The organism is Photobacterium sp. ABD4_091 (assembly GCF_056160145.1).
The window spans coordinates 1,391,577-1,410,681 of the sequence record NZ_JBSWWQ010000001.1 but is presented as its reverse complement, the minus strand read 5'-3'; the positions used below and the strand labels follow the sequence as shown (position 1 = coordinate 1,410,681).

At 55.0% G+C, this 19,105-nt stretch carries 15 protein-coding genes; 5 read left to right on the top strand and 10 right to left on the bottom strand.

Annotation, left to right across the window (positions count from 1 at the left end; translation table 11 throughout):
• Positions 1-70: 70 nt before the first annotated feature.
• The 7 genes from rraA to priA all read right to left on the bottom strand — a co-directional run bounded on the left by rraA (position 71) and on the right by priA (position 7,975).
• On the bottom strand, positions 71-556 hold the full coding sequence (rraA, locus tag ACXAGQ_RS06540) for a ribonuclease E activity regulator RraA (RefSeq protein WP_475252683.1): 486 nt from the start codon (positions 554-556) through the stop codon (positions 71-73).
• A 134-nt stretch (positions 557-690) separates the two neighbouring features.
• Complete coding sequence (locus ACXAGQ_RS06535) at positions 691-1,602, bottom strand: 1,4-dihydroxy-2-naphthoate polyprenyltransferase (RefSeq protein ID WP_475252681.1); 912 nt, start codon at positions 1,600-1,602, stop codon at positions 691-693.
• Between the two features lie 143 nt (positions 1,603-1,745).
• The gene (hslU, locus tag ACXAGQ_RS06530; RefSeq protein ID WP_475252679.1) at positions 1,746-3,077 is read right to left on the bottom strand and encodes an HslU--HslV peptidase ATPase subunit; all 1,332 of its coding nucleotides are present in this window, start codon (positions 3,075-3,077) and stop codon (positions 1,746-1,748) included.
• 12 nt (positions 3,078-3,089) lie between these two features.
• On the bottom strand, positions 3,090-3,614 hold the full coding sequence (hslV, locus tag ACXAGQ_RS06525; protein ID WP_107299002.1) for an ATP-dependent protease subunit HslV: 525 nt from the start codon (positions 3,612-3,614) through the stop codon (positions 3,090-3,092).
• Between the two features lie 238 nt (positions 3,615-3,852).
• Positions 3,853-4,440, bottom strand: coding sequence for an SPOR domain-containing protein (locus ACXAGQ_RS06520; RefSeq protein ID WP_475252677.1), 588 nt, complete (start codon positions 4,438-4,440; stop codon positions 3,853-3,855).
• A gap of 157 nt (positions 4,441-4,597) precedes the next feature.
• Entirely contained in the window at positions 4,598-5,602 is a 1,005-nt protein-coding gene (gene cytR / locus ACXAGQ_RS06515) for a DNA-binding transcriptional regulator CytR (RefSeq protein WP_475252675.1), read from the bottom strand.
• A gap of 171 nt (positions 5,603-5,773) precedes the next feature.
• Entirely contained in the window at positions 5,774-7,975 is a 2,202-nt protein-coding gene (gene priA, locus ACXAGQ_RS06510; RefSeq protein WP_475252673.1) for a primosomal protein N', read from the bottom strand.
• Between the two features lie 234 nt (positions 7,976-8,209).
• On the opposite strand from priA, the gene rpmE reads away from it, so the two are divergent.
• Together rpmE and ACXAGQ_RS06500 are read left to right on the top strand one after the other, a co-directional pair.
• Positions 8,210-8,422: a 50S ribosomal protein L31 gene (gene rpmE, locus ACXAGQ_RS06505; protein WP_008988141.1), complete on the top strand. Its 213-nt coding sequence runs from the start codon at positions 8,210-8,212 to the stop codon at positions 8,420-8,422.
• Positions 8,423-8,727: 305 nt separating this feature from the next.
• Positions 8,728-9,978, top strand: coding sequence for a malic enzyme-like NAD(P)-binding protein (locus ACXAGQ_RS06500; protein WP_475252671.1), 1,251 nt, complete (start codon positions 8,728-8,730; stop codon positions 9,976-9,978).
• Positions 9,979-10,076: 98 nt separating this feature from the next.
• Here the strand turns inward: ACXAGQ_RS06500 and metJ are convergent, their stop codons facing one another.
• The gene (gene metJ, locus ACXAGQ_RS06495; RefSeq protein WP_068330548.1) at positions 10,077-10,394 is read right to left on the bottom strand and encodes a met regulon transcriptional regulator MetJ; all 318 of its coding nucleotides are present in this window, start codon (positions 10,392-10,394) and stop codon (positions 10,077-10,079) included.
• Between the two features lie 177 nt (positions 10,395-10,571).
• On the opposite strand from metJ, the gene ACXAGQ_RS06490 reads away from it, so the two are divergent.
• The 3 genes from ACXAGQ_RS06490 (at position 10,572) to metF (ending at position 15,382) form a co-directional block, all read left to right on the top strand.
• The gene (locus ACXAGQ_RS06490; RefSeq protein WP_475252669.1) at positions 10,572-11,738 is read left to right on the top strand and encodes an O-succinylhomoserine (thiol)-lyase; all 1,167 of its coding nucleotides are present in this window, start codon (positions 10,572-10,574) and stop codon (positions 11,736-11,738) included.
• Complete coding sequence (locus tag ACXAGQ_RS06485; RefSeq protein ID WP_475252667.1) at positions 11,739-14,156, top strand: bifunctional aspartate kinase/homoserine dehydrogenase II; 2,418 nt, start codon at positions 11,739-11,741, stop codon at positions 14,154-14,156. It begins immediately after the preceding gene.
• 335 nt (positions 14,157-14,491) lie between these two features.
• A complete protein-coding gene (metF, locus tag ACXAGQ_RS06480; RefSeq protein WP_475252665.1) occupies positions 14,492-15,382 on the top strand; it encodes a methylenetetrahydrofolate reductase in 891 nt (296 codons plus the stop codon).
• A gap of 82 nt (positions 15,383-15,464) precedes the next feature.
• Here the strand turns inward: metF and ACXAGQ_RS06475 are convergent, their stop codons facing one another.
• Both ACXAGQ_RS06475 and ppc read right to left on the bottom strand, forming a co-directional pair.
• Positions 15,465-16,028: a PadR family transcriptional regulator gene (locus ACXAGQ_RS06475; RefSeq protein ID WP_039469043.1), complete on the bottom strand. Its 564-nt coding sequence runs from the start codon at positions 16,026-16,028 to the stop codon at positions 15,465-15,467.
• 414 nt (positions 16,029-16,442) lie between these two features.
• Positions 16,443-19,073 (bottom strand): phosphoenolpyruvate carboxylase, encoded by a 2,631-nt coding sequence (ppc, locus tag ACXAGQ_RS06470; RefSeq protein ID WP_475252663.1) that lies wholly within the window; start codon positions 19,071-19,073, stop codon positions 16,443-16,445.
• Between the last annotated feature and the right edge of the window lie 32 nt (positions 19,074-19,105).

The following is a 19,105-nucleotide window of genomic DNA, read 5'->3' as shown; positions in this document are numbered from 1 at the left end:
TTAACAGAAATAAAAGCAGAGCCGATTGGCTCTGTTTTTTTATATCTACGAGGCGCAATTACGGTAATCGCTAGTCGATATCCAGCGGCTCTGGTGAAAGGATCACCCCGGTATTGTCGGCATAGATATGATCTTCCGGCAGGAACGTCACCCCGCCAAAATTAACCGCGACATCCATTTCGCCAATGCCGTTTTCATCGGCTCCGACCGGGATAGAGGCCATTGCCTGGATACCGATATCCAGCTCGTCGAGATCATCGACGTGGCGGACACAGCCGTAAACAATCAACCCTTCCCACTCATTGTCAGCTGCCAGCTGTGCCAACTCGGCATCAACCAGAGCCCGGCGCAGCGAACCGCCGCCATCAACCAGCAATACCCGGCCAGCCCCGCCTTCTTGCAGCGCGTTGCGGATCAGGCCGCAATCCTCGAAGCATTTTACGGTGGTGACTTGGCCGCCGAAGGAGCTACGGCCGCCGTAGGAGCTGAACATGGGTTCGACGACGTCAACTTTGTCGAGATAGATATCGCATAACTCGGACGTATTGTATTCCATAAGCACGTTTCTTCTGTGGCAATTGAAAAGGGTTGGTTGGCCGCTAGTGAGAGCGGCCAAACTTAACTTGTTGAAAGTATAACCAGTTATTTTACCATCTTACAAGGTTATAACCCTGCAAACACCAGGGGCATCTAAGCTGCCGCCAGTACCACGCCGGCGGCGAACAGCAAATTAGTCAGCAATGCACACTTGACCATGGTCGCCATCATCGGGCGCAAGGCCGCTCCATCAGCAGAGTGCAGAACCTGCTTGCCGTGCTTGAACAGCAGCGGGGCGCTGAGGATAAACAACCAGCCGAACGGGGAATGCAGCTCCAGCATGGCAAAAAGGGCCAGGCAAAGCACGCTGCCAACCAGCAGGAACAGGTGGTACTTGCGGCCCCATTCCGGCCCCATGCGCACAGCCAGCGTCAGTTTGCCGCATTCACGGTCGTTGTCGATGTCGCGTAGATTGTTGATGTTGAGCACGCCGACGGCCAACAGGCCACAGGCGGTCGCCGGCAGCATGATGATTGAATCAATCTGGCCGGCTTGCAGGTAATAGGTGCCGGCAACACCCAGCCAGCCGAAGAACATCAATACTGACAGATCACCCAAGCCACGGTAGCCGTAGGGCTTGTTACCCACGGTGTAGGCAATGGATGCTGCTATCGCCATCAGGCCGAGCAGCATGAAACCCACCATATCCTGCAGGTTGTTGGTGGCCAGGAAGATCAGGCTCAGCCCGCTGATTGCGGTCAGGATGATATTGAGGATCATCGCCTTGCGCATGGCTGCTGGGGTCACGAGGCCAGACTGGATAGCACGCTGGGGTCCCAGGCGCTGATCATTGTCCGTCCCTTTCACCGCATCACCGTAGTCATTGGCGAGGTTGGAGAGAATTTGCAATAACAGTGCAGTCAGCAGGGCCAGCCCTGCAATAACCGCGGAGAAACTTCCTTGCCATCCTGCTACTGCACTGCCACAAACAATTGAGGCGATGGCTAGAGGCAGGGTTTTCGGTCTTGCTGCATCGAGCCAAATTGCGAGAGAAGATGATTTCATAATGTGATCTTAAACCGATAAACGAGTAGGTGCCTATTATGGCGTAACTGTAGCAGGGGGCAACTTTATCGCCACTTTGTTTGTTTAAGAACAAAAAAACGGCACCCGATTGGGTGCCGTTTGCGAAAAGATTTGAGGCCGGATTACAGGATAAAGCGGCTTAGATCTTCGTCTTCGACCAACTCGCCCAGGCGGGAAGTTACGTAGGCATCGTCGATCACAATCTTGTCGCCAGATTTCTCGGAAGCGTCATAAGACAGCTCTTCCATCAGGCGCTCCATCACCGTGTGCAGACGGCGGGCACCGATGTTTTCGGTACGCTCGTTGACCTGCCAAGCGGCGTCAGCCAGCTTGTTGATACCGCTTTCGGTGAACTCGATATCGACTGATTCGGTTGCCATCAGGGCCTTGTACTGCTCAGTCAGGGACGCATTTGGCTCGGTAAGGATACGCTTGAAGTCATGGCTGGTCAGGGCTTCTAGCTCAACACGGATTGGCAGGCGGCCTTGTAGCTCAGGGATCAGATCCGATGGCTTGGCAACCTGGAAGGCACCGGAAGCGACAAACAGGATGTGGTCGGTACGAACCATACCGTGCTTGGTCGAGACAGTGCTACCTTCAACCAGTGGTAGTAGGTCGCGCTGGACACCTTCGCGAGACACATCTGGGCCTGACGTATCGCCACGCTTACAGATCTTGTCGATTTCGTCCAGGAATACGATACCGTTGTTTTCAACTGCGAAGATAGCCTGTTCTTTTAGCTCTTCCTGGTTAACCAGTTTCGCGGCTTCTTCTTCGGTCGCGGCTTTCATCGCGTCCTTGATTTTCATCTTGCGCTTCTTGGTTGTGTTGCCTGAAAGGTTCTGGAACATGCCCTGAAGCTGGTTGGTCATCTCTTCCATGCCAGGAGGCGCCATGATCTCTACGCCCATCTGCGGCGCAGCGACATCAATCTCGATCTCTTTGTCGTCCAGCTTGCCTTCGCGCAGTTTTTTGCGGAATGACTGGCGAGCTGACGAGTTGTTGTCGGCTTCTTCATTTTGTCCCCAGGCATCGCGTGCTGGTGGCAGCAGGATATCGAGGATGCGGTCTTCAGCAAGCTCTTCGGCACGGAAGCGTACCTTCTCGGTTGCTTGCTGGTGGGTCATTTTCATCGCCACATCGGTTAGGTCGCGGATGATGGTTTCGACTTCTTTACCCACATAGCCCACTTCGGTGAACTTGGTCGCTTCAACCTTGATGAACGGCGCATTGGCCAGTTTTGCCAGGCGACGGGCGATTTCGGTTTTACCGACACCGGTCGGGCCGATCATCAGAATGTTTTTCGGGGTTACTTCTACACGCAGCTCTTCTGGTAGCTGCATGCGGCGCCAGCGGTTACGCAGGGCAATGGCCACCGCACGCTTGGCTTTGTCCTGACCGATGATATGGCGGTCAAGCTCGTGGACGATTTCGCGAGGAGTCATTTCAGACATAGCCATTCCTTATTATTCTTCAAGCTCTTCAATGGTGTGGAACTGGTTGGTGAATACGCAAATGTCACCGGCAATGGTCAGTGATTTCTCGGCGATTTCACGGGCGCTGAGGTCGGTATTCTCAAGCAGGGCAGTCGCCGCTGCCTGGGCAAAGTTGCCACCAGAGCCGATGGCGATCAGATCGTTCTCAGGCTGAACCACATCACCGTTACCTGTGATGATCAGCGAGCCCGTTTCATCGGCAACGGCCAATAGGGCTTCCAGTTTGCGCAGCATACGGTCGGTACGCCAGTCTTTTGCCAGTTCCACCGCAGCTTTAAGCAGGTGGCCTTGGTGCATTTCCAGCTTGCGCTCGAAACGTTCGAATAGGGTGAAGGCGTCCGCTGTGCCGCCGGCAAAGCCAGCCAGAACTTTGTTGTTGTATAAACGGCGCACTTTGCGGGCGTTACCTTTCATGACGGTGTTGCCCAGGGAAACCTGGCCATCACCAGCGATAACGACTTTACCGTTTCGACGAACAGATACGATAGTTGTCACGGTCTTACCTCTTTTGGTCTGCTCCGGCCAATATGCCGGTCTCGATATAATGCAGATCTGGGGACGGGGTGAAGAAGTTTCAAGGGGGAAAAGGATGCTGTGGTGGAATTTAGCGGCGGCTTGTAGCTGGATAAAATTTTAAGCTCTACCTGCCAGGGATGGCAGGTTGAAGCTACACGGATGTATTAATGCGTGATTAAAATTTTAATCCAGCTACTAGCGGGATTGGGTGACGCTGTTATTCCCAGAACCAGATCGCACACGGTTCGATACCGGCACGGCGCAGCTGGTTGCGATCGCTCTCTGCCTTGCGCTTTTGCGGATAAGGGCCAAGGACCACCCGGTACCAGTTGCCTTTTTCGCCCTGGCTGACTTTGATCTGGCTAGTCAGCCCCTGGAAGGCGATCATCGCCTTGCGCTCCTCGGCCTGGCTTTCGCTGCGGTAGGCACCGCACTGCATCAGGTATGGGCGGGTCGGGGCTTGTTCTTTTTTCGCTTCAACCTTTACTTCTTTGTTTTCCAGCTCTTCGATGTAACGCCATTTCTCTTCCGGCTTAGGCGGCAGTGGCTTGGCAGCCTTTGGCGGTGCCACTGGCTCAGGTTTGGCTGGTTTAACCGGCTCGGGCTTGGTCGCAGGCGTGCTGGGTTGCGGCTGCTGGGGAGCCGGGTTCGAAGACAGGAAGTAAAGCCCATAGCCCAAGGCACCGACCAAGCACAGGGCGATAGCTGCCCATTTGAACGGGAACCCATTGCTTGGAGCCTGGCTGCGGTTGCCTCTCGGCTTCTTGGCGGCTCGGCCGCGTTTGACGTAATCTTTGGTTGCCACGGTGTTGATCAGTATAAGGTGGTAAGAATGAACCTATGGTACAAACTTGCGCCAGCTCTGACCAGACCTTGCGATGCATCCTGACTGTGAGGTTGCACCGTAAGGCATGGATTCTGTGAGCTTGTCCCCATTATCGGGCAGAATGCCGCCGAATGGGTTAACTTGCTGGTGGCGCAGCGCTTTCCCTGATCACTAGCTTGGCGTCCAGTAGGCGGGAGCCAGAGGCAATCTCTTTGCCCTTGAGGGTATCGAGCAGCATCAGCATCGACTGGCGGCCGATTTCGTAACGAGGCTGGGAGACCGTGGTCAGTGGCGGATCGCAGTATTCGGCGAACTGGATATCATCGAAGCCGACTATCGACAGATCCTGCGGCACGCGGAAGCCCAGGCGCTTGGCCTGCTGCATGGCGCCGATGGCCATTACATCGTTATGGCACAGCAGGGCTGTTGGCGGCTCTGGCAGCGACAGCAGGGCGGTCACGGCGCGGGCACCACCGGCAAAGCTGAAGTCGCTCTTGACGGTATAAGCAGGGTTGAGTTCTGCCCCGGCACGGCGCAATGCCTGCTGGTATCCCTGGGAGCGGAACTGGCACAGGGCGGCACTGTCTGGCCCGGTGATCTGGGCTATGCGCTTGTGGCCCATTTGGGTCAGGTAGTTCACGGCCTCGAAAGCGGCGGTCAGGTTATCGATGTGGACGGTCGGCAGCTCGAGCTCTGGGGCGAACTCGCACGCCATGACCATCGGCGGCAGGTTTTTCTGCTCGGGTTTGCTGACATCAAAGGGAAGATCGGTGCCGAGCAGTAGCATACCGTCGGCTTGCTTGGTGAACACTAGGTTTACAAACGAATTTTCGCGGGTTTTCTGCTGCCCGCTGTCTCCCAGCAGGACCAGATAGCCATGTTCCATTGCCGCTTCTTCGATACCGCGGATGATCTCGGTGAAATAAGGATCACAGATATCGGGGACAATAGTGACGATGGTCTTTGATTCGTTGCGACGTAGATTCCTAGCCAGTGAATTGGGTGAATAGCCAGCATCCATGACAGCTTGTTCGACTTTTTTCCTGGTCGAGGCTGACACTTTTTCCGGGTTCATCAGGGCACGGGATACCGTGGCCGTCGAGACGCCGGCGAGCTGGGCAACATCCTTCATTGTCGCCATAGTTAAGGTTCCTCTCTATTATTTTTCTCTCTCTGCCGCTGGAGGACCATGGCCAAAACGACCGGTACCTAAGCCAGCGAGCTTGTTATTGTAGGCTGTCTGCAGGGGATTAAACATGCTTTAAACAGCATAAATTACATCCGAGATGTGACCTACGTCGCATTGTTCATTTTAAGTTAAATCCTGCGGTTCGACATCGATCGACCAGCGGATTTTCTTGGCGAGAGGAAGCAAAGCAATGGCTGGCTTGGCAATAGAAAGCCACTGCTGCAATACCCTGCGGCTCGGTGCTTGTAGCAGCAATTGCCAGCGGTAGCGGCCTGCCCGGCGAGATAGCGGGGCAGGGTTGGGACCCATCACCATCGTGTCTTGGCTGGCGACAGGGCTGGCCTCGAAAATGCCCCGGACTTGCTGCAGGAACTGCTCGACCAGCTCGCCCTGGTTAGCCTCGGCGCGCAGCAGGGCCAAATAGGTGAACGGCGGCAGCCAAGCCTGCTTGCGCTCGCTCAGCGCCCCGCTGGCGAAGTTGCCATACCCTTTATATAGCAGCGCTTGCAGCAGGGGATGTTCGGGGTGGTGGGTTTGCAGCACCACCTCGCCGGGTTTGCTCGCCCGCCCGGCGCGGCCAGCAACCTGGATAAATAACTGGGCAAGGCGTTCGCTGGCGCGAAAATCATTGCTGAACAAAGCACTGTCGACATCGAGCAGGGCTACCAGGGTCACATCGGGAAAATGGTGACCCTTGGCCAGCATCTGGGTGCCAATCAGTATCTGGTATTCGTTATTGCGGATCGCCTCGAGGTAATTTTCCAGGCTGCCCTTGCGTCGGGTACTATCGCGGTCGATGCGTACGGTTCTGTATGTTGGGAACAGGGCTTCGAGCTGTTGCTCGAGCTGCTCGGTGCCGACCCCCACCGCGTTGAGCTGGGTCGAGCCGCATTGGCCGCACTGGTGCATCATCGGGCGCTGTGTCCCGCAGTGGTGGCAGCGCAGCTCGCCGCTTTGCTGGTGGAAGGTGTAATAGGCATCACAGCGCTTGCACTCGGCCAGCCAGCCGCAGTCATGGCAGATCACCGCAGGCGAAAAGCCGCGCCGGTTGAGAAACAGCATGACCTGGTTGCCTGCATCCAAGTGCTGGCGCATAGCGGCGATAAGCGGGGCGGAGAGGCCCGCCTCGAGGTATTGCCCTTTGAGATCGAGCACGCCATGGCTGGCGGCCTGGGCGCTGCCGGCACGGCGCGACAGGATCAGGTGGTGGTATTTACCGCTTTTGGCGTTATACAGGGTTTCCAGCGCTGGAGTCGCCGAGCCGAGGATGATCGGGATATTGGCCTGGCTGGCACGCATGACGGCAAGGTCCCTGGCGTGGTAGCGGAGGCTATCCTGCTGTTTGTAGGAGGCATCATGCTCCTCGTCGACAATAATAATGCCGAGGTTGGCAAACGGGGTGAACAGCGCGGAGCGGGTACCGATGATGATCCCGGCTTGGTTATCGCGCCCGGCCAGCCATGCCGACAGCCGCTCGGTGTCGTTGAGCCCGGAATGGATAGTTTCCAATGGGACATTGAAGCGGCGGCGGAATCGGTTGATGGTCTGCGGGGTCAGGCCGATTTCCGGGACCAGGATCAACGCTTGCTTACCGGCTGCCAATACAGGCTCCAGCAGGTTGAGGTAGACTTCGGTTTTGCCCGAGCCTGTCACCCCTTCGAGCAGGTAGCAGCCGAAATCCGGGTTGGCATTGACGCTGGCAATTGCCAGTGCCTGCTCCTCGTTGAGCCGGGGCTTCTCTTCATTAATGGTAAACCCTGCCTGCCAGCTGCGGCTGGCCGGTGCCTGCTCAATCGCTTCGATCCAGCCTTTGTCAGCCAGTGTTTTCAGGGTTGCACTACTGACTTCTTCGGCAAGCAGGGCCTCGTGGCTCAACGCGCCTTGGCGCAGCATAGTCAGCGCTTGTACCTGGCGCGGTGCGCGCTTGAGGGCGGTCAAAGGCTGGTTGTGGCCAGGTTCGGTGAGCTGCCACATCTTCAATGCTGACGGGGCGGCTTCGCGGCCCTTCCTCAGCAAGGCGGGCATGGCATTGGCCAAGCTGTCGCCCAGCGGGTACTGGTAGTACTGGCTGGCCCAGGTCAGCAGCTTGAACAGGCTCGGCTCCCAAAGCGGGGCGTCATCCAGTACGGCGTTGATTGGCTTGAGCTGCTCAACGGGAAAGTCGGATGTTGTGGTTAGCGCCATCACTACCCCGACTAGCTGCTGGCGCCCGAACGGCACTTTGACCCGGCCGCCGACGGCAGGTTGCTGGCCAGGCTTGACCAAGTAATCAAATTGCTTGTCCAGGGGAACAGGAAGGGCCACTCGGGCAATGTTGGGCGTCATATCTAACCGCTAAATCCGCATGTACTAAGATAGAGAAGTGTACCTTGCCCAGCCTCGGGCGGCAAAGCGGCGAAAAAAGGCGCATATTGGTTGATCTGGGCAGAATGATTGATTACTATACGCCGCCTGAATTTGGCGTATTGGTAATGTAACCGTTACGCTCTGTTATTAACGACGTGTGGTGCCCGGCTTAGGATCGGGAGAGCGACACGGCCTTACTTTTGAGGTTATCCCATGAAACAAGGTATTCACCCAGAGTACACTGCAGTAAACGCTCGTTGTTCTTGCGGCAACACTTTCGTATTTAACTCTACTATGGGTAAAGACATCAACCTTGATGTATGCGACAAGTGTCACCCTTTCTACACTGGTAAGCAGCGTCAGGTTAGCTCTGGTGGTCGTATCGACAAATTCAACAAGCGTTTCGGTGCGCTTTCTAGCAAGTAATTTGCCAGATGAATTTCGAAAAAGGGGATGCGTAAGCATCCCTTTTTTTATGCCCGCGATAACCTTTCTTTTATTCCAGTGTTCTGCTTGTTTTATTCCCGATCTGTATACCAGAACCTGCCAGAGTGGCGAATCCGTCTTGCTGCTTCCGCTTCGGCCGCGCTATTCCCCATCGATGTTGAACATTCGCTCCGGGAATCATTGGATCGACCAGATGTTCGGTGCTAGGATTTTGTGCTGCCATAGAATATGATCTATGTCCAAATTCCAAAATAAAGTCACCTCCAGTCAGGATTTCGAACACTATGTCTGAAGATTTTCGCCAACAGGCCCTTCACTACCACGCATACCCAGTACCAGGAAAAATTGCTGTCGAGCTCACCAAGCCAGCCAATACCGTAGAAGATCTTGCCCTTGCTTATAGCCCAGGTGTGGCTGAGCCGGTACGTGAAATCGCGCAGAACTCTGAAAATGTCTACAAATACACTGGTAAAGGCAACATGGTTGCGGTTATCACCAACGGTACAGCAATTCTTGGCTTGGGTAACCTTGGCCCGCTGGCGTCAAAGCCTGTAATGGAAGGTAAGGCACTGCTGTTCAAGCGTTTTGCCGGCCTGGACTCGATTGATATCGAAGTTAAGCACCGTACTATCGACGAGTTTGTTGATACGGTAGCGAACATTGCTGATACGTTCGGTGGTATCAATCTGGAAGATATCAAGGCCCCTGACTGTTTCGAAATCGAAAAACGCCTGATTGAACGTTGCCATGTTCCTGTCTTCCACGATGATCAGCACGGTACGGCGATTGTGACTGCTGCGGGTATGCTCAATGCGCTGGAGCTTCAGGGCAAGAACATCAACGAAGCGGTGATTGTTTGTCTGGGTGCGGGTGCTGCGGCTGTAGCGTGTATGGAGCTGCTGATCAAATGTGGTGCCCAGCGCGAGAAAATCTACATGCTTGATCGCAAGGGCGTGATCCACACTCGCCGTGACGATATCAACGAGTACAAGCAGCTGTTTGCTAACAATACTGATAAGCGTACGCTGGAAGATGTGATTGAAGGTGCAGATATCTTTGTTGGTGTATCTGGCCCGGACCTGCTTGCGCCTGAAGCGCTGAAGCTAATGGCTGACAAGCCAGTCGTATTTGCATGTTCTAACCCAGATCCTGAAATCAAGCCTGAGCTGGCCCATGCGGTACGCGATGATTTGATCATGGGTACTGGCCGTTCGGATTACCCGAACCAGGTGAACAATGTTATCTGCTTCCCGTTCATCTTCCGTGGTGCACTTGATGTACGCGCCAGCGAAATCAATGACGAGATGAAGCTGGCCGCCGTTGATGCGATCCGCGCATTGGCCAAAGAGCCGGTACCGGCTGAAGTGGTTGCTGCTGCAGGTGCAGACAAGCTTGAGTTCGGCCCGGAATACATTATTCCTAAGCCAATGGACCCACGCTTGCTCCCTCGCGTTGCCAAAGCCGTTGCCCAGGCGGCAGTTGATTCTGGCGTAGCCCAAATCGAAATGCCGGTTGGCTACATGGAAGCGAAATAATTTTCGTATTGCGCCAAAGCAAATAAAAAAACCAGCCTCAGGGCTGGTTTTTTTGTCATAACACATTGGCATTATGATAGGTAGGCTGCCGTTGGGGCTTACTCGTTGATGTCTTCGTAAGTAATTCCCATCTCTTCCATTAGCGCCTTGGCTTCGGCTGGAAGATCGTCCGGACGGTCTTTGCGGATATCGTCATCGGTAGGGAGCGGCTGGCCGGTATAAGCGTGCAGGAAGGCTTCGCACAGCAGCTCACTATTGGTCGCATGGCGTAAGTTGTTGACCTGACGGCGGGTACGCTCATCGGTCAGGATTTTCAGAACCTTCAATGGAATCGAAACTGTAATTTTTTTTACTTGTTCGTTTTTCTTACCGTGTTCCGCGTAAGGGCTGATGTATTCGCCATTCCACTCTGCCATTTTTTACCTTCTCAGCGATATAAAAGTGATGAAATATAGTATGCCTGAATTTTAGCGGGATTTACTGCCATAAGCAAAGACATATAGACGTCTAGAAGTGTTGACGGCTGGCTTGTTTGTCGCTATGTTGTTGCATAAAAGTTATTCGCCAGGGCTACCCTGACAAGGAAAGTAAATATGAGTGACAAGAAGCTAGCCACCGTCGCTGTCCGCACCGGCATCGAATCCGATACCCAGTACAATGCTGTGGTACCTCCCCTCTATTTAACCTCGACCTACAGCTTTCCGCAATTGGGCGAGGTGCCAGAATTTGATTATTCTCGCTCAGGCAACCCGACCCGCAACACATTGGCTGATGCGTTGGCAGAGCTGGAAGGGGGGGCTGGCGCTGTGGTAACCAGTTGCGGGACGGCGGCAATCAACCTGCTGGCTTCGGCACTGGTCGGCCCGGACGATTTGATTATCGCACCGCATGACTGCTACGGCGGTACCTACCGCTTGTTTAATACCCGGGCCGGCAAGGGTGATTTCAAGGTGCGCTTTGTCGATCAGACCGATCCGGCAGCAGTAGCAGAAGCCCTGGCGCTCAAACCCAAGCTGATTTGGGTCGAAACCCCGTCAAACCCATTGCTGCGCATTGTCGATGTCGCCGAAATTTGCGCGGCAGCCAAGCAGGCTGGGGCGCTGGTAGCGGTAGACAACACTTTCCTGTCTCCGATCCTCCAGCAGCCAATTGCCCTTGGTGCCGATTTCGTTGTCCACTCCACGACTAAATACATCAACGGCCACTCCGATGTGGTGGGTGGCGTCCTGATCTCTAACAATGAACAACACGCAGAGGACATCGCCTGGTGGGCAAACTGTATCGGCGCCACCGGCGCGCCGTTTGATGCCTACATGACGCTGCGCGGGCTGCGTACACTGGCACCGAGAATGCGCATGCATGAGGAAAACAGCCGCCAGATCCTGGCTTACTTGCAGCAGCAGCCGCTAGTGGGGGCTATCTACCACCCGAGCCAGCCGGGGCACCCAGGCCATGACATTGCCCTCAAGCAGCAGAAAGGCTTCGGTGCCATGCTCAGTTTCGAGATTGCCGGCAGCATGGCCCAGCTTGAGGTGTTTGTTAAAACGCTAAACTGTTTCTCATTGGCAGAATCGCTAGGCGGTACGGAAAGCTTGATTTGCCACCCGGCAAGCATGACTCACCGTGCGATGTCTGACGAAGCCCAGGCCGAGGCGGGGCTCAAGCCGTCACTGCTGCGGCTGTCGGTTGGCCTTGAGGATCCCGAGGATTTGATTGCTGATCTGGAGCAGGCTTTCAGCAAAGCGGCGGAGGTAGCGTAAATGAGTTTACCTGTAACACGCCAGCTGCATAAGTTTGGCGGCAGCAGCCTGGCAGATCCTGAGTGCTACCTCAGGGTGGCCGAGATCCTGCGTGAGTATTCCAGCGAGAATGACCTGGTGGTGGTATCGGCGGCAGGCAAAACAACCAACCGTCTGATTGAATGGCTGGAACAGCTGGATAGAGACGGCCGGCAGGCCCATGAAACCCTGCAGTCCCTGCGCAGCTTCCAGCAGTCACTGATTGAATCGCTGCTCAGTGGCGAAGCGGCTGATGCACTGCTGACCCAGCTGCACCTTGAATTGGGTGCCTTGTCCAGCATGGCGGAAAAACCATTGAGCGAGGCCGAGCAGGCCAAGGTGCTAGGTCATGGCGAGCAGTGGTCAGCACGCCTGTTAGCGGCGCTGCTGACCAAGCAGCAGCTGCCTGCAGCCAGCCTCGATTCGCGCAGCTTCCTGCGGGCCGAGCGCGCAGCCCAGCCTGAGGTTGACCGTGCCCAGTCGTGGCCGCTGCTTAAGGAGCAGCTGGCACAGTACAATCACCAACGTGTTGTTATCACCGGTTTCATGGCGCAAAACAGTGAGGGCGAGACGGTGTTGCTCGGCCGCAATGGCTCTGACTATTCAGCGACCGTGATTGGTGCGTTAGCGGGTGTCGATAGGGTAACTATTTGGAGCGATGTGGCCGGTGTTTACAGCGCCGACCCGCGCAAAGTCGCCGATGCCTGCCTGCTGCCGCTGCTTCGCTTGGATGAGGCCAGCGAGCTAGCCCGCTTGGCGGCACCTGTATTGCATAGCCGTACTTTGCAGCCAGTGGCGCAAAGTGCGATTGATCTGACGCTGCGCTGCAGCCACCAGCCGGAGCAGGGCTCGACCCGTGTCGAAAGGGTGCTGGCATCGGGGCGCGGTGCCAAGATCATCACTTCGCTCGACGAGGTGTGCCTGATTGAGCTGTCTGTGCCCCGTGCCCATGATTTCGCGCCAGTTGCCTCGGATATCGAGCGCTTCCTGCAGCGCGCCCAGCTGCAGCCGCTGGCCAGCAGCTTTGAGCCTGACCAGGGACGGGTGCGGCTGGCTTACACCGCCGAGGTTGTGAATAGCGTGTTGGCCCAACTGCAGGACAGCGGCATTGTGGCCGATCTGCGCCTGCGCGAAGGTTTCTCTCTGGTGGCCGCAGTCGGTGCCGGTGTGGTGAACAATGCGGTGCATTGCTACGGGTTCTACCAGCAGCTCAGGGGCCAGGCTCTGGAGTTCATTGCCGAGTCCGATTCGGGGCTGAGCTTGGTGGCGGTATTGCGCCAGGCAGATACCGATAACCTGATCCGCAGCATCCACCAGAGCCTGTTCCAGGCCCAGAAGCAGATTGGTCTGGTGCTTTGTGGCAAGGGCAACATCGGTAGCCGCTGGCTGGAGCTGTTCGAGACCGAAAAGGCGACATTGGAAAAGCGCCATGGCATGAGCTTTACCTTGATTGGGGTGGTTGATAGCCGCCGTCACTGGATTGACTTTGAAGGTATTGATGCAGGCCGTGCCCAGCATAGCTTTAATGACGATTCGGTTGAATACAGTGGTGATGAGTGGCTGTCTGTGCTGGCCCACAGCACCTATGACGATGTGATTGTGCTAGATGTGACGGCCAGCAGTGAGTTGGCTGCGCGCTACCCGCAGATCGCAGAGTCAGGTTTGCACCTGATCTCGGCCAACAAGGTCGCAGGGTCGGCGTCGGGCGAGAGTTACCACCAGGTGATTGATGCGTTTGCCAAGAGCAGCCGCTTCTGGCTTTACAACGCGACCGTTGGGGCTGGCCTGCCGGTTAACCACACGGTGCGTGACCTGCGTGAAAGCGGTGATGAGATCATTGCCCTGTCGGGTATCTTCTCCGGCACGCTATCTTGGCTGTTCCAGCAGTATGATGGCTCGGTGCCATTCTCGCAGCTGGTTGAACTGGCCTGGCAACAGGGCCTGACCGAGCCGGATCCGCGCCATGATCTGGATGGCAGTGATGTGATGCGCAAGCTGGTGATCCTCGCCCGTGAATCTGGCTTGTCTCTTGAACCAGAGCAGGTCAAGGTGGAAACCTTGGTGCCAGACTCACTGGCAGCGCTTGGGGTGGATGACTTCTTCGAGCAATCTGCCGAGCTGGATGAGCTGCTCCATGAGCGCCTGCGCAAGGCGCAAAAAGAGGAGAAAGTATTGCGTTATATTGCAAGGCTGGATCGCCACGGCAAGGCGGTGGTTGGTATCGAGGCACTGCCCCGTGAGCATGCCCTGGCCAACTTGCTGCCGTGTGACAATATTTTTGCTATCGAGAGCCGGTGGTACCGCGATAACCCGCTGGTGATCCGCGGGCCGGGTGCAGGCCGTGATGTAACGGCAGGGGCCCTGCTTTCTGATATCAACCGCTTGGCGGCAATGCTATAAGTCGCATTTTCGGAGTGAGATCTTACGGACTTTATGTAGTGTAAATTACTGCCTTTCTTGTGATGTGCAGTGACTTAAACTGGGTGGTAATTAAATCGCCAGTATTAGCCTCTATGAGAATGCTCTATACCCTAAAAGCTCGCTATTAGCGGGCTTTTTTGTTATTTGCCAATGTTGAAGTTCTTGCAATTTGAAGTTGAAAAATATTCATGATCATCATGTTGACATTAAATTGGTTACAAGACATCCTGTAGACATATAGACGTCTAAACGGTTATTTGAATGACGTCAGTTTTAGGGAGCGGCCGAGAGCCAACAAGAGTAAGGAATGGATTATGGGGTATTCATACGCAAGCCACTTGGATTCACTGAACCAGAATATTGCAGACATTGACGGTAACATCAATGTGTCTTTTGAGTTCTTTCCGCCAAGCAGCGAGCAGATGGAGCAGACGCTGTGGAACTCCATTCACCGCCTGAAAACGCTGCAGCCTAAATTCGTCTCGGTGACCTATGGTGCCAACTCGGGTGAGCGTGACCGTACCCACTCGATTATCAAGGATATCAAAGATCAAACAGGCCTGGTTGCCGCGCCGCACCTGACCTGTATTGATGCGACACGTGACGAACTGCGCACTATTGCCCGTGACTACTGGAACAACGGCATCCGCGATATTGTTGCCCTGCGTGGTGACTTGCCTGAACAAGGTGTGAAGCCGGATATGTATGCGGCGGATCTGGTTGAGCTGCTGCGCTCGGAAGCCGATTTCGATATCTCGGTGGCAGCGTACCCAGAGGTTCACCCGGAAGCCAAGAGTGCCCAGGCTGATCTGATCAATCTCAAGCGCAAGGTCGATGCCGGCGCCAGCCGTGCCATCACCCAGTTCTTCTTCGATGTCGAAAGTTACCTGCGTTTCCGTGACCGTTGCGTTGCTGCCGGTATCGATGTTGAAATCGTGCCGGGGATCCTGCCGGTGTCCAACATGAAGCAAGCCAAGCGATTTGCCGATGCCAACAATGTGAAAATTCCAGGCTGGCTTGAAAAGCAGTATGAAGGGCTGGACGATGATCTGCTGAGCCGCCAGATGGTCGGGGCCAGCAATGCCATCGATATGGTGCGGGTATTGGGCCGAGAGGGAGTGAAGGACTTCCACTTCTACACCCTAAACCGTGCCGAGCTGACCTATGCCATCTGCCACACGCTTGGGGTTCGTGCTAAAGCGTGAGCACGCTTATCAGTATGGGTGTGCCGTACAGTTAAAAGAAAAGCCGCATTCAGCGGCTTTTTTTATGCTCTTTGGTTATGGCTTACAAGGCAACCGGGCTACCAGCAGAATCCATGTCCTTGAGCTCGGCCAATACTTCCTCTGCCCAGTCAATCCATGCCTGGCGGTTATGGATCGCGCGGCGAAGGGTAAGACGGTCAAGGCGGGATTGGCGATCTAGGTTTTTGTGGTCAGCAAAATGGATTTTTTCCATTTCGTTATAGTGATTAATGAGCGTATGAGACTCTTCAATTAGGCCTTCTAGCTGCTGCTGCATGGGCTCGGAGTTGTGCACACCGCAAACTACCAGCTTGGCAGAAAACTCATCGCGGATGGTTGGGTTGCGTGCAGGCTCCTGGAACCACTCAAACAGCGCCTGACGGCCAAGATCGGTAATGGAGTATACTTTACGATCCGGTTTACCCTCTTGCGGTTCAAGTTTACAGGTTACTTGGTTGTTGCCGGCCATCTTGTTCAGCTCGCGATACACTTGCTGGTGGCTGGCTTTCCAGAAATAACCGATGCTGTGGGAGAACTCTTTGGTGATATCGTAACCGGTGGCATCGCGGTTACTCAACACAGTTAAAATAACGTGTGGTAGTGACATCTCTTCTATCCGTTAAAATACTACAAAAAAATAAACTCAATCGGCATGGCCTATGGTGGCCGCAGCGTACCCTTCGCTCATTGGCGTTTTTATAATCGTGCTGTTGCAGTGCCTGATCGAGATCACGTAGCATACACATCAATGGACTAATTTTCGACATCAGAGACTAATATCGAGGAAAACTGGTGCAACCAATTGCCCGTGTTGTGATGCTGGTCTATATATTGCGTGTTAATTTCAATTTGTTCTTTGATGCAAAACGTTTTTGATCAAGTAATTTCACTGCATGCTGTTTAGAGTAGCTGACCGAGTCTTGCCGGGACTGTCTCAAAAGTGAGGCGGGAGTAAAATAAGCAGAAAAAATAAAGGGCTAGCGTTATTACGCTAGCCCTTTGTAGTTATTATAAGTCGGAGTTAGCCGGTGTTACGCATACCGGTGGCAATACCGGCAATGGTTACCATCAAGGCTTCTTCCATCATTGGGGAAGGAGTTTCCTGGCGACGGGTACGGTACAGCAACTCGGCCTGAAGCATGTTAAGCGGCTCGACATAGATGTTACGCAGGCGGATTGACTCGGCACCCCATGGGTTCTGCTCCATTAGGTGGGCGCTGTTTTCCACGTTAAGCACTGCTTTGATATCTTTTTGCAGCTGGTCACGCAGTTGTTGTCCCATCGGCCACAGTGACTTATCCGTCAGGCGTTGGTCGTAGTATTCCGCAATACCGATATTGGTCTTGGTGAATACCATCTCCAGCATACCCAGGCGGGTTGAGAAGAATGGCCACTCGCGGCACATTTCCTCAAGCTGGGCGGCATGGCCCTTGTCAATCGAGAACTGGATGGCTTCACCGGCACCCAGCCAGGCTGGCAGGATCAGGCGGTTCTGGCTCCAGGCGAAAATCCATGGGATCGCACGCAGACTCTCTACGCCGCCTTTCGGATTACGCTTGGCCGGACGTGAGCCCAGTGGCAGCTTGCCCAATTCAAGCTCAGGGGTCGCCGCGCGGAAGTATGGGACAAACTCCTCATTACCACGGACTACATCACGGTAAGCGTCGCAGGACACTTCTGACAGCACGTCCATCAGCTCACGCCACTCTTGCTTAGGCTGTGGCGGCGGCATCAGGTTAGCCTCCAAAATGGCGCTGGCATACAGGCTCAGGCTGTTTACAGCCACTTCTGGTAGGCCCAGCTTAAAGCGGATCATCTCGCCTTGCTCTGTTACACGCAGGCCGCCTTTCAGGCTGCGCGGCGGCTGAGACAATAGGGCAGCGTGTGCTGGGGCACCGCCACGGCCAATCGAACCGCCACGACCGTGAAACAGGGTCAGCTCGACGCCTGCCTCTTCACACACTTCAACCAGTGATTCCATGGCATGGTACTGGGCCCAGCCAGCCGCCATCACACCAGCATCTTTGGCGGAGTCAGAATAGCCGATCATGACCATCTGGTGGTTCTGGATATAGCCACGGTACCAGTCGATGTTCATCAACTGCTTGATCACGCTCTCGGCATTATTGAGGTCTTCCAGGGTTTCGAACAGCGGGCACACATCCATACGGAATTTGCAGCCGGCTTCTTGCAGCAGCAAGTGAACAGCCAGTACATCCGAAGCGGTGCGGGCCATGGAAATGACATACGCCCCCAAGGCTTCGCGAGGCTGGTCGGCGATAGCCTTGCAGGTGTCGATCACCTCTTTGACTTCGTCTGACGGTGCCCAGTCGCGCGGCAGCAACGGGCGCTTGGAAGAGAGTTCGCGGACCAGGAAGGCCACTTTGTCTTGCTCGCTCCACTGGTCGTAGTCACCAAGGCCCAGGTAGCGGGTCAGTTCAGAGATAACGTTTGAGTGGCGGGTGCTTTCCTGGCGGATATCCAAGCGAACCAGGTGGACACCGAAACACTTGATGCGGCGCAGCACGTCTAGCAGCAGGCCGTCGGCGATGATGCCCATGTCACAGTCGTGCAGCGAGCGGTAGCAGGCATAAAGCGGATCCCACAGCTGGCTGATATCGTCGATGATGCCGTAGCTTGGCGCGTCCAGACCCTTGATTTTGGCATCTAGCACATCACGGGTATTGGTCAGCTTGGCGCGGAGATCTTTCAGGATGGCACGGTAAGGTTCGTGTTCGTCACCGGCAAGATCACGGACTTCATCGTTGCACTTGACCATCGATAGCTCGCTGACCAGCTCCTTGACGTCCTGCAGGTAGAGGTCGGCTGCCTTCCAGCGTGATAGCAACAGTACTTCGCGGGTCACATGTGAAGTGACGAACGGGTTACCGTCACGGTCACCGCCCATCCAGGATGAGAAAGTGACAGGCGCGGCGTCGATTGGCAGGCCCTCACCTAGGTGGGATGTAAGTTTCTCGTCAAACTGGCGCAGGAACTCAGGAACGGCGTGCCACAGTGAGTTCTCAACTACGGCAAAGCCCCACTTGGCTTCATCGAGCGGAGTCGGGCGCTGCTTACGGATAACATCGGAATGCCATGCCTGGGCGATGAGCTGCTCGAGGCGGCGCTCAACTCGCTGGCGCTCGCTGTTGGACAGCTCGCTCAGCTCTAGCTTGGACAGGCATTTGTTGATCTGTACCAGCTTGTGGATCATGGTACGACGGGCAATTTCCGTCGGGTGGGCAGTCAAGACCAAATCAATATTGAGCTCACGGACTGCTTGGATCGAATCAAATTTGCTGATGTCCTGTTGGTCCAGCTTGGCAAACAAGGCATCAATCGAGTCTGGGCTGCAGATATGCTCTTCACTATGGCGCGAGACGGTATGGTACTGCTCGGCAATGTTAGTCAGGTTCAGGAATTGGCTGAAAGCCCGGGCAACAGGCAACAGCTGGTCGTCCGGCAGGTTCTGCAGCTCGTCGATCAGCTTGGCACGATCGTCTTGGCTCCCTGCTCGGGCGGACTTGGACAGTTTGCGGATGGTTTCTACTTTACCAAGTAGTTCTTCACCATGCGCATCCTTGATTGTCGTACCCAGCATGTGACCGAGCATACTGACGTTGCTTCTAAGCGCACTGTACTTTTCGTTCATATCGCATCCATCTCGTAAATTTATTACATCCA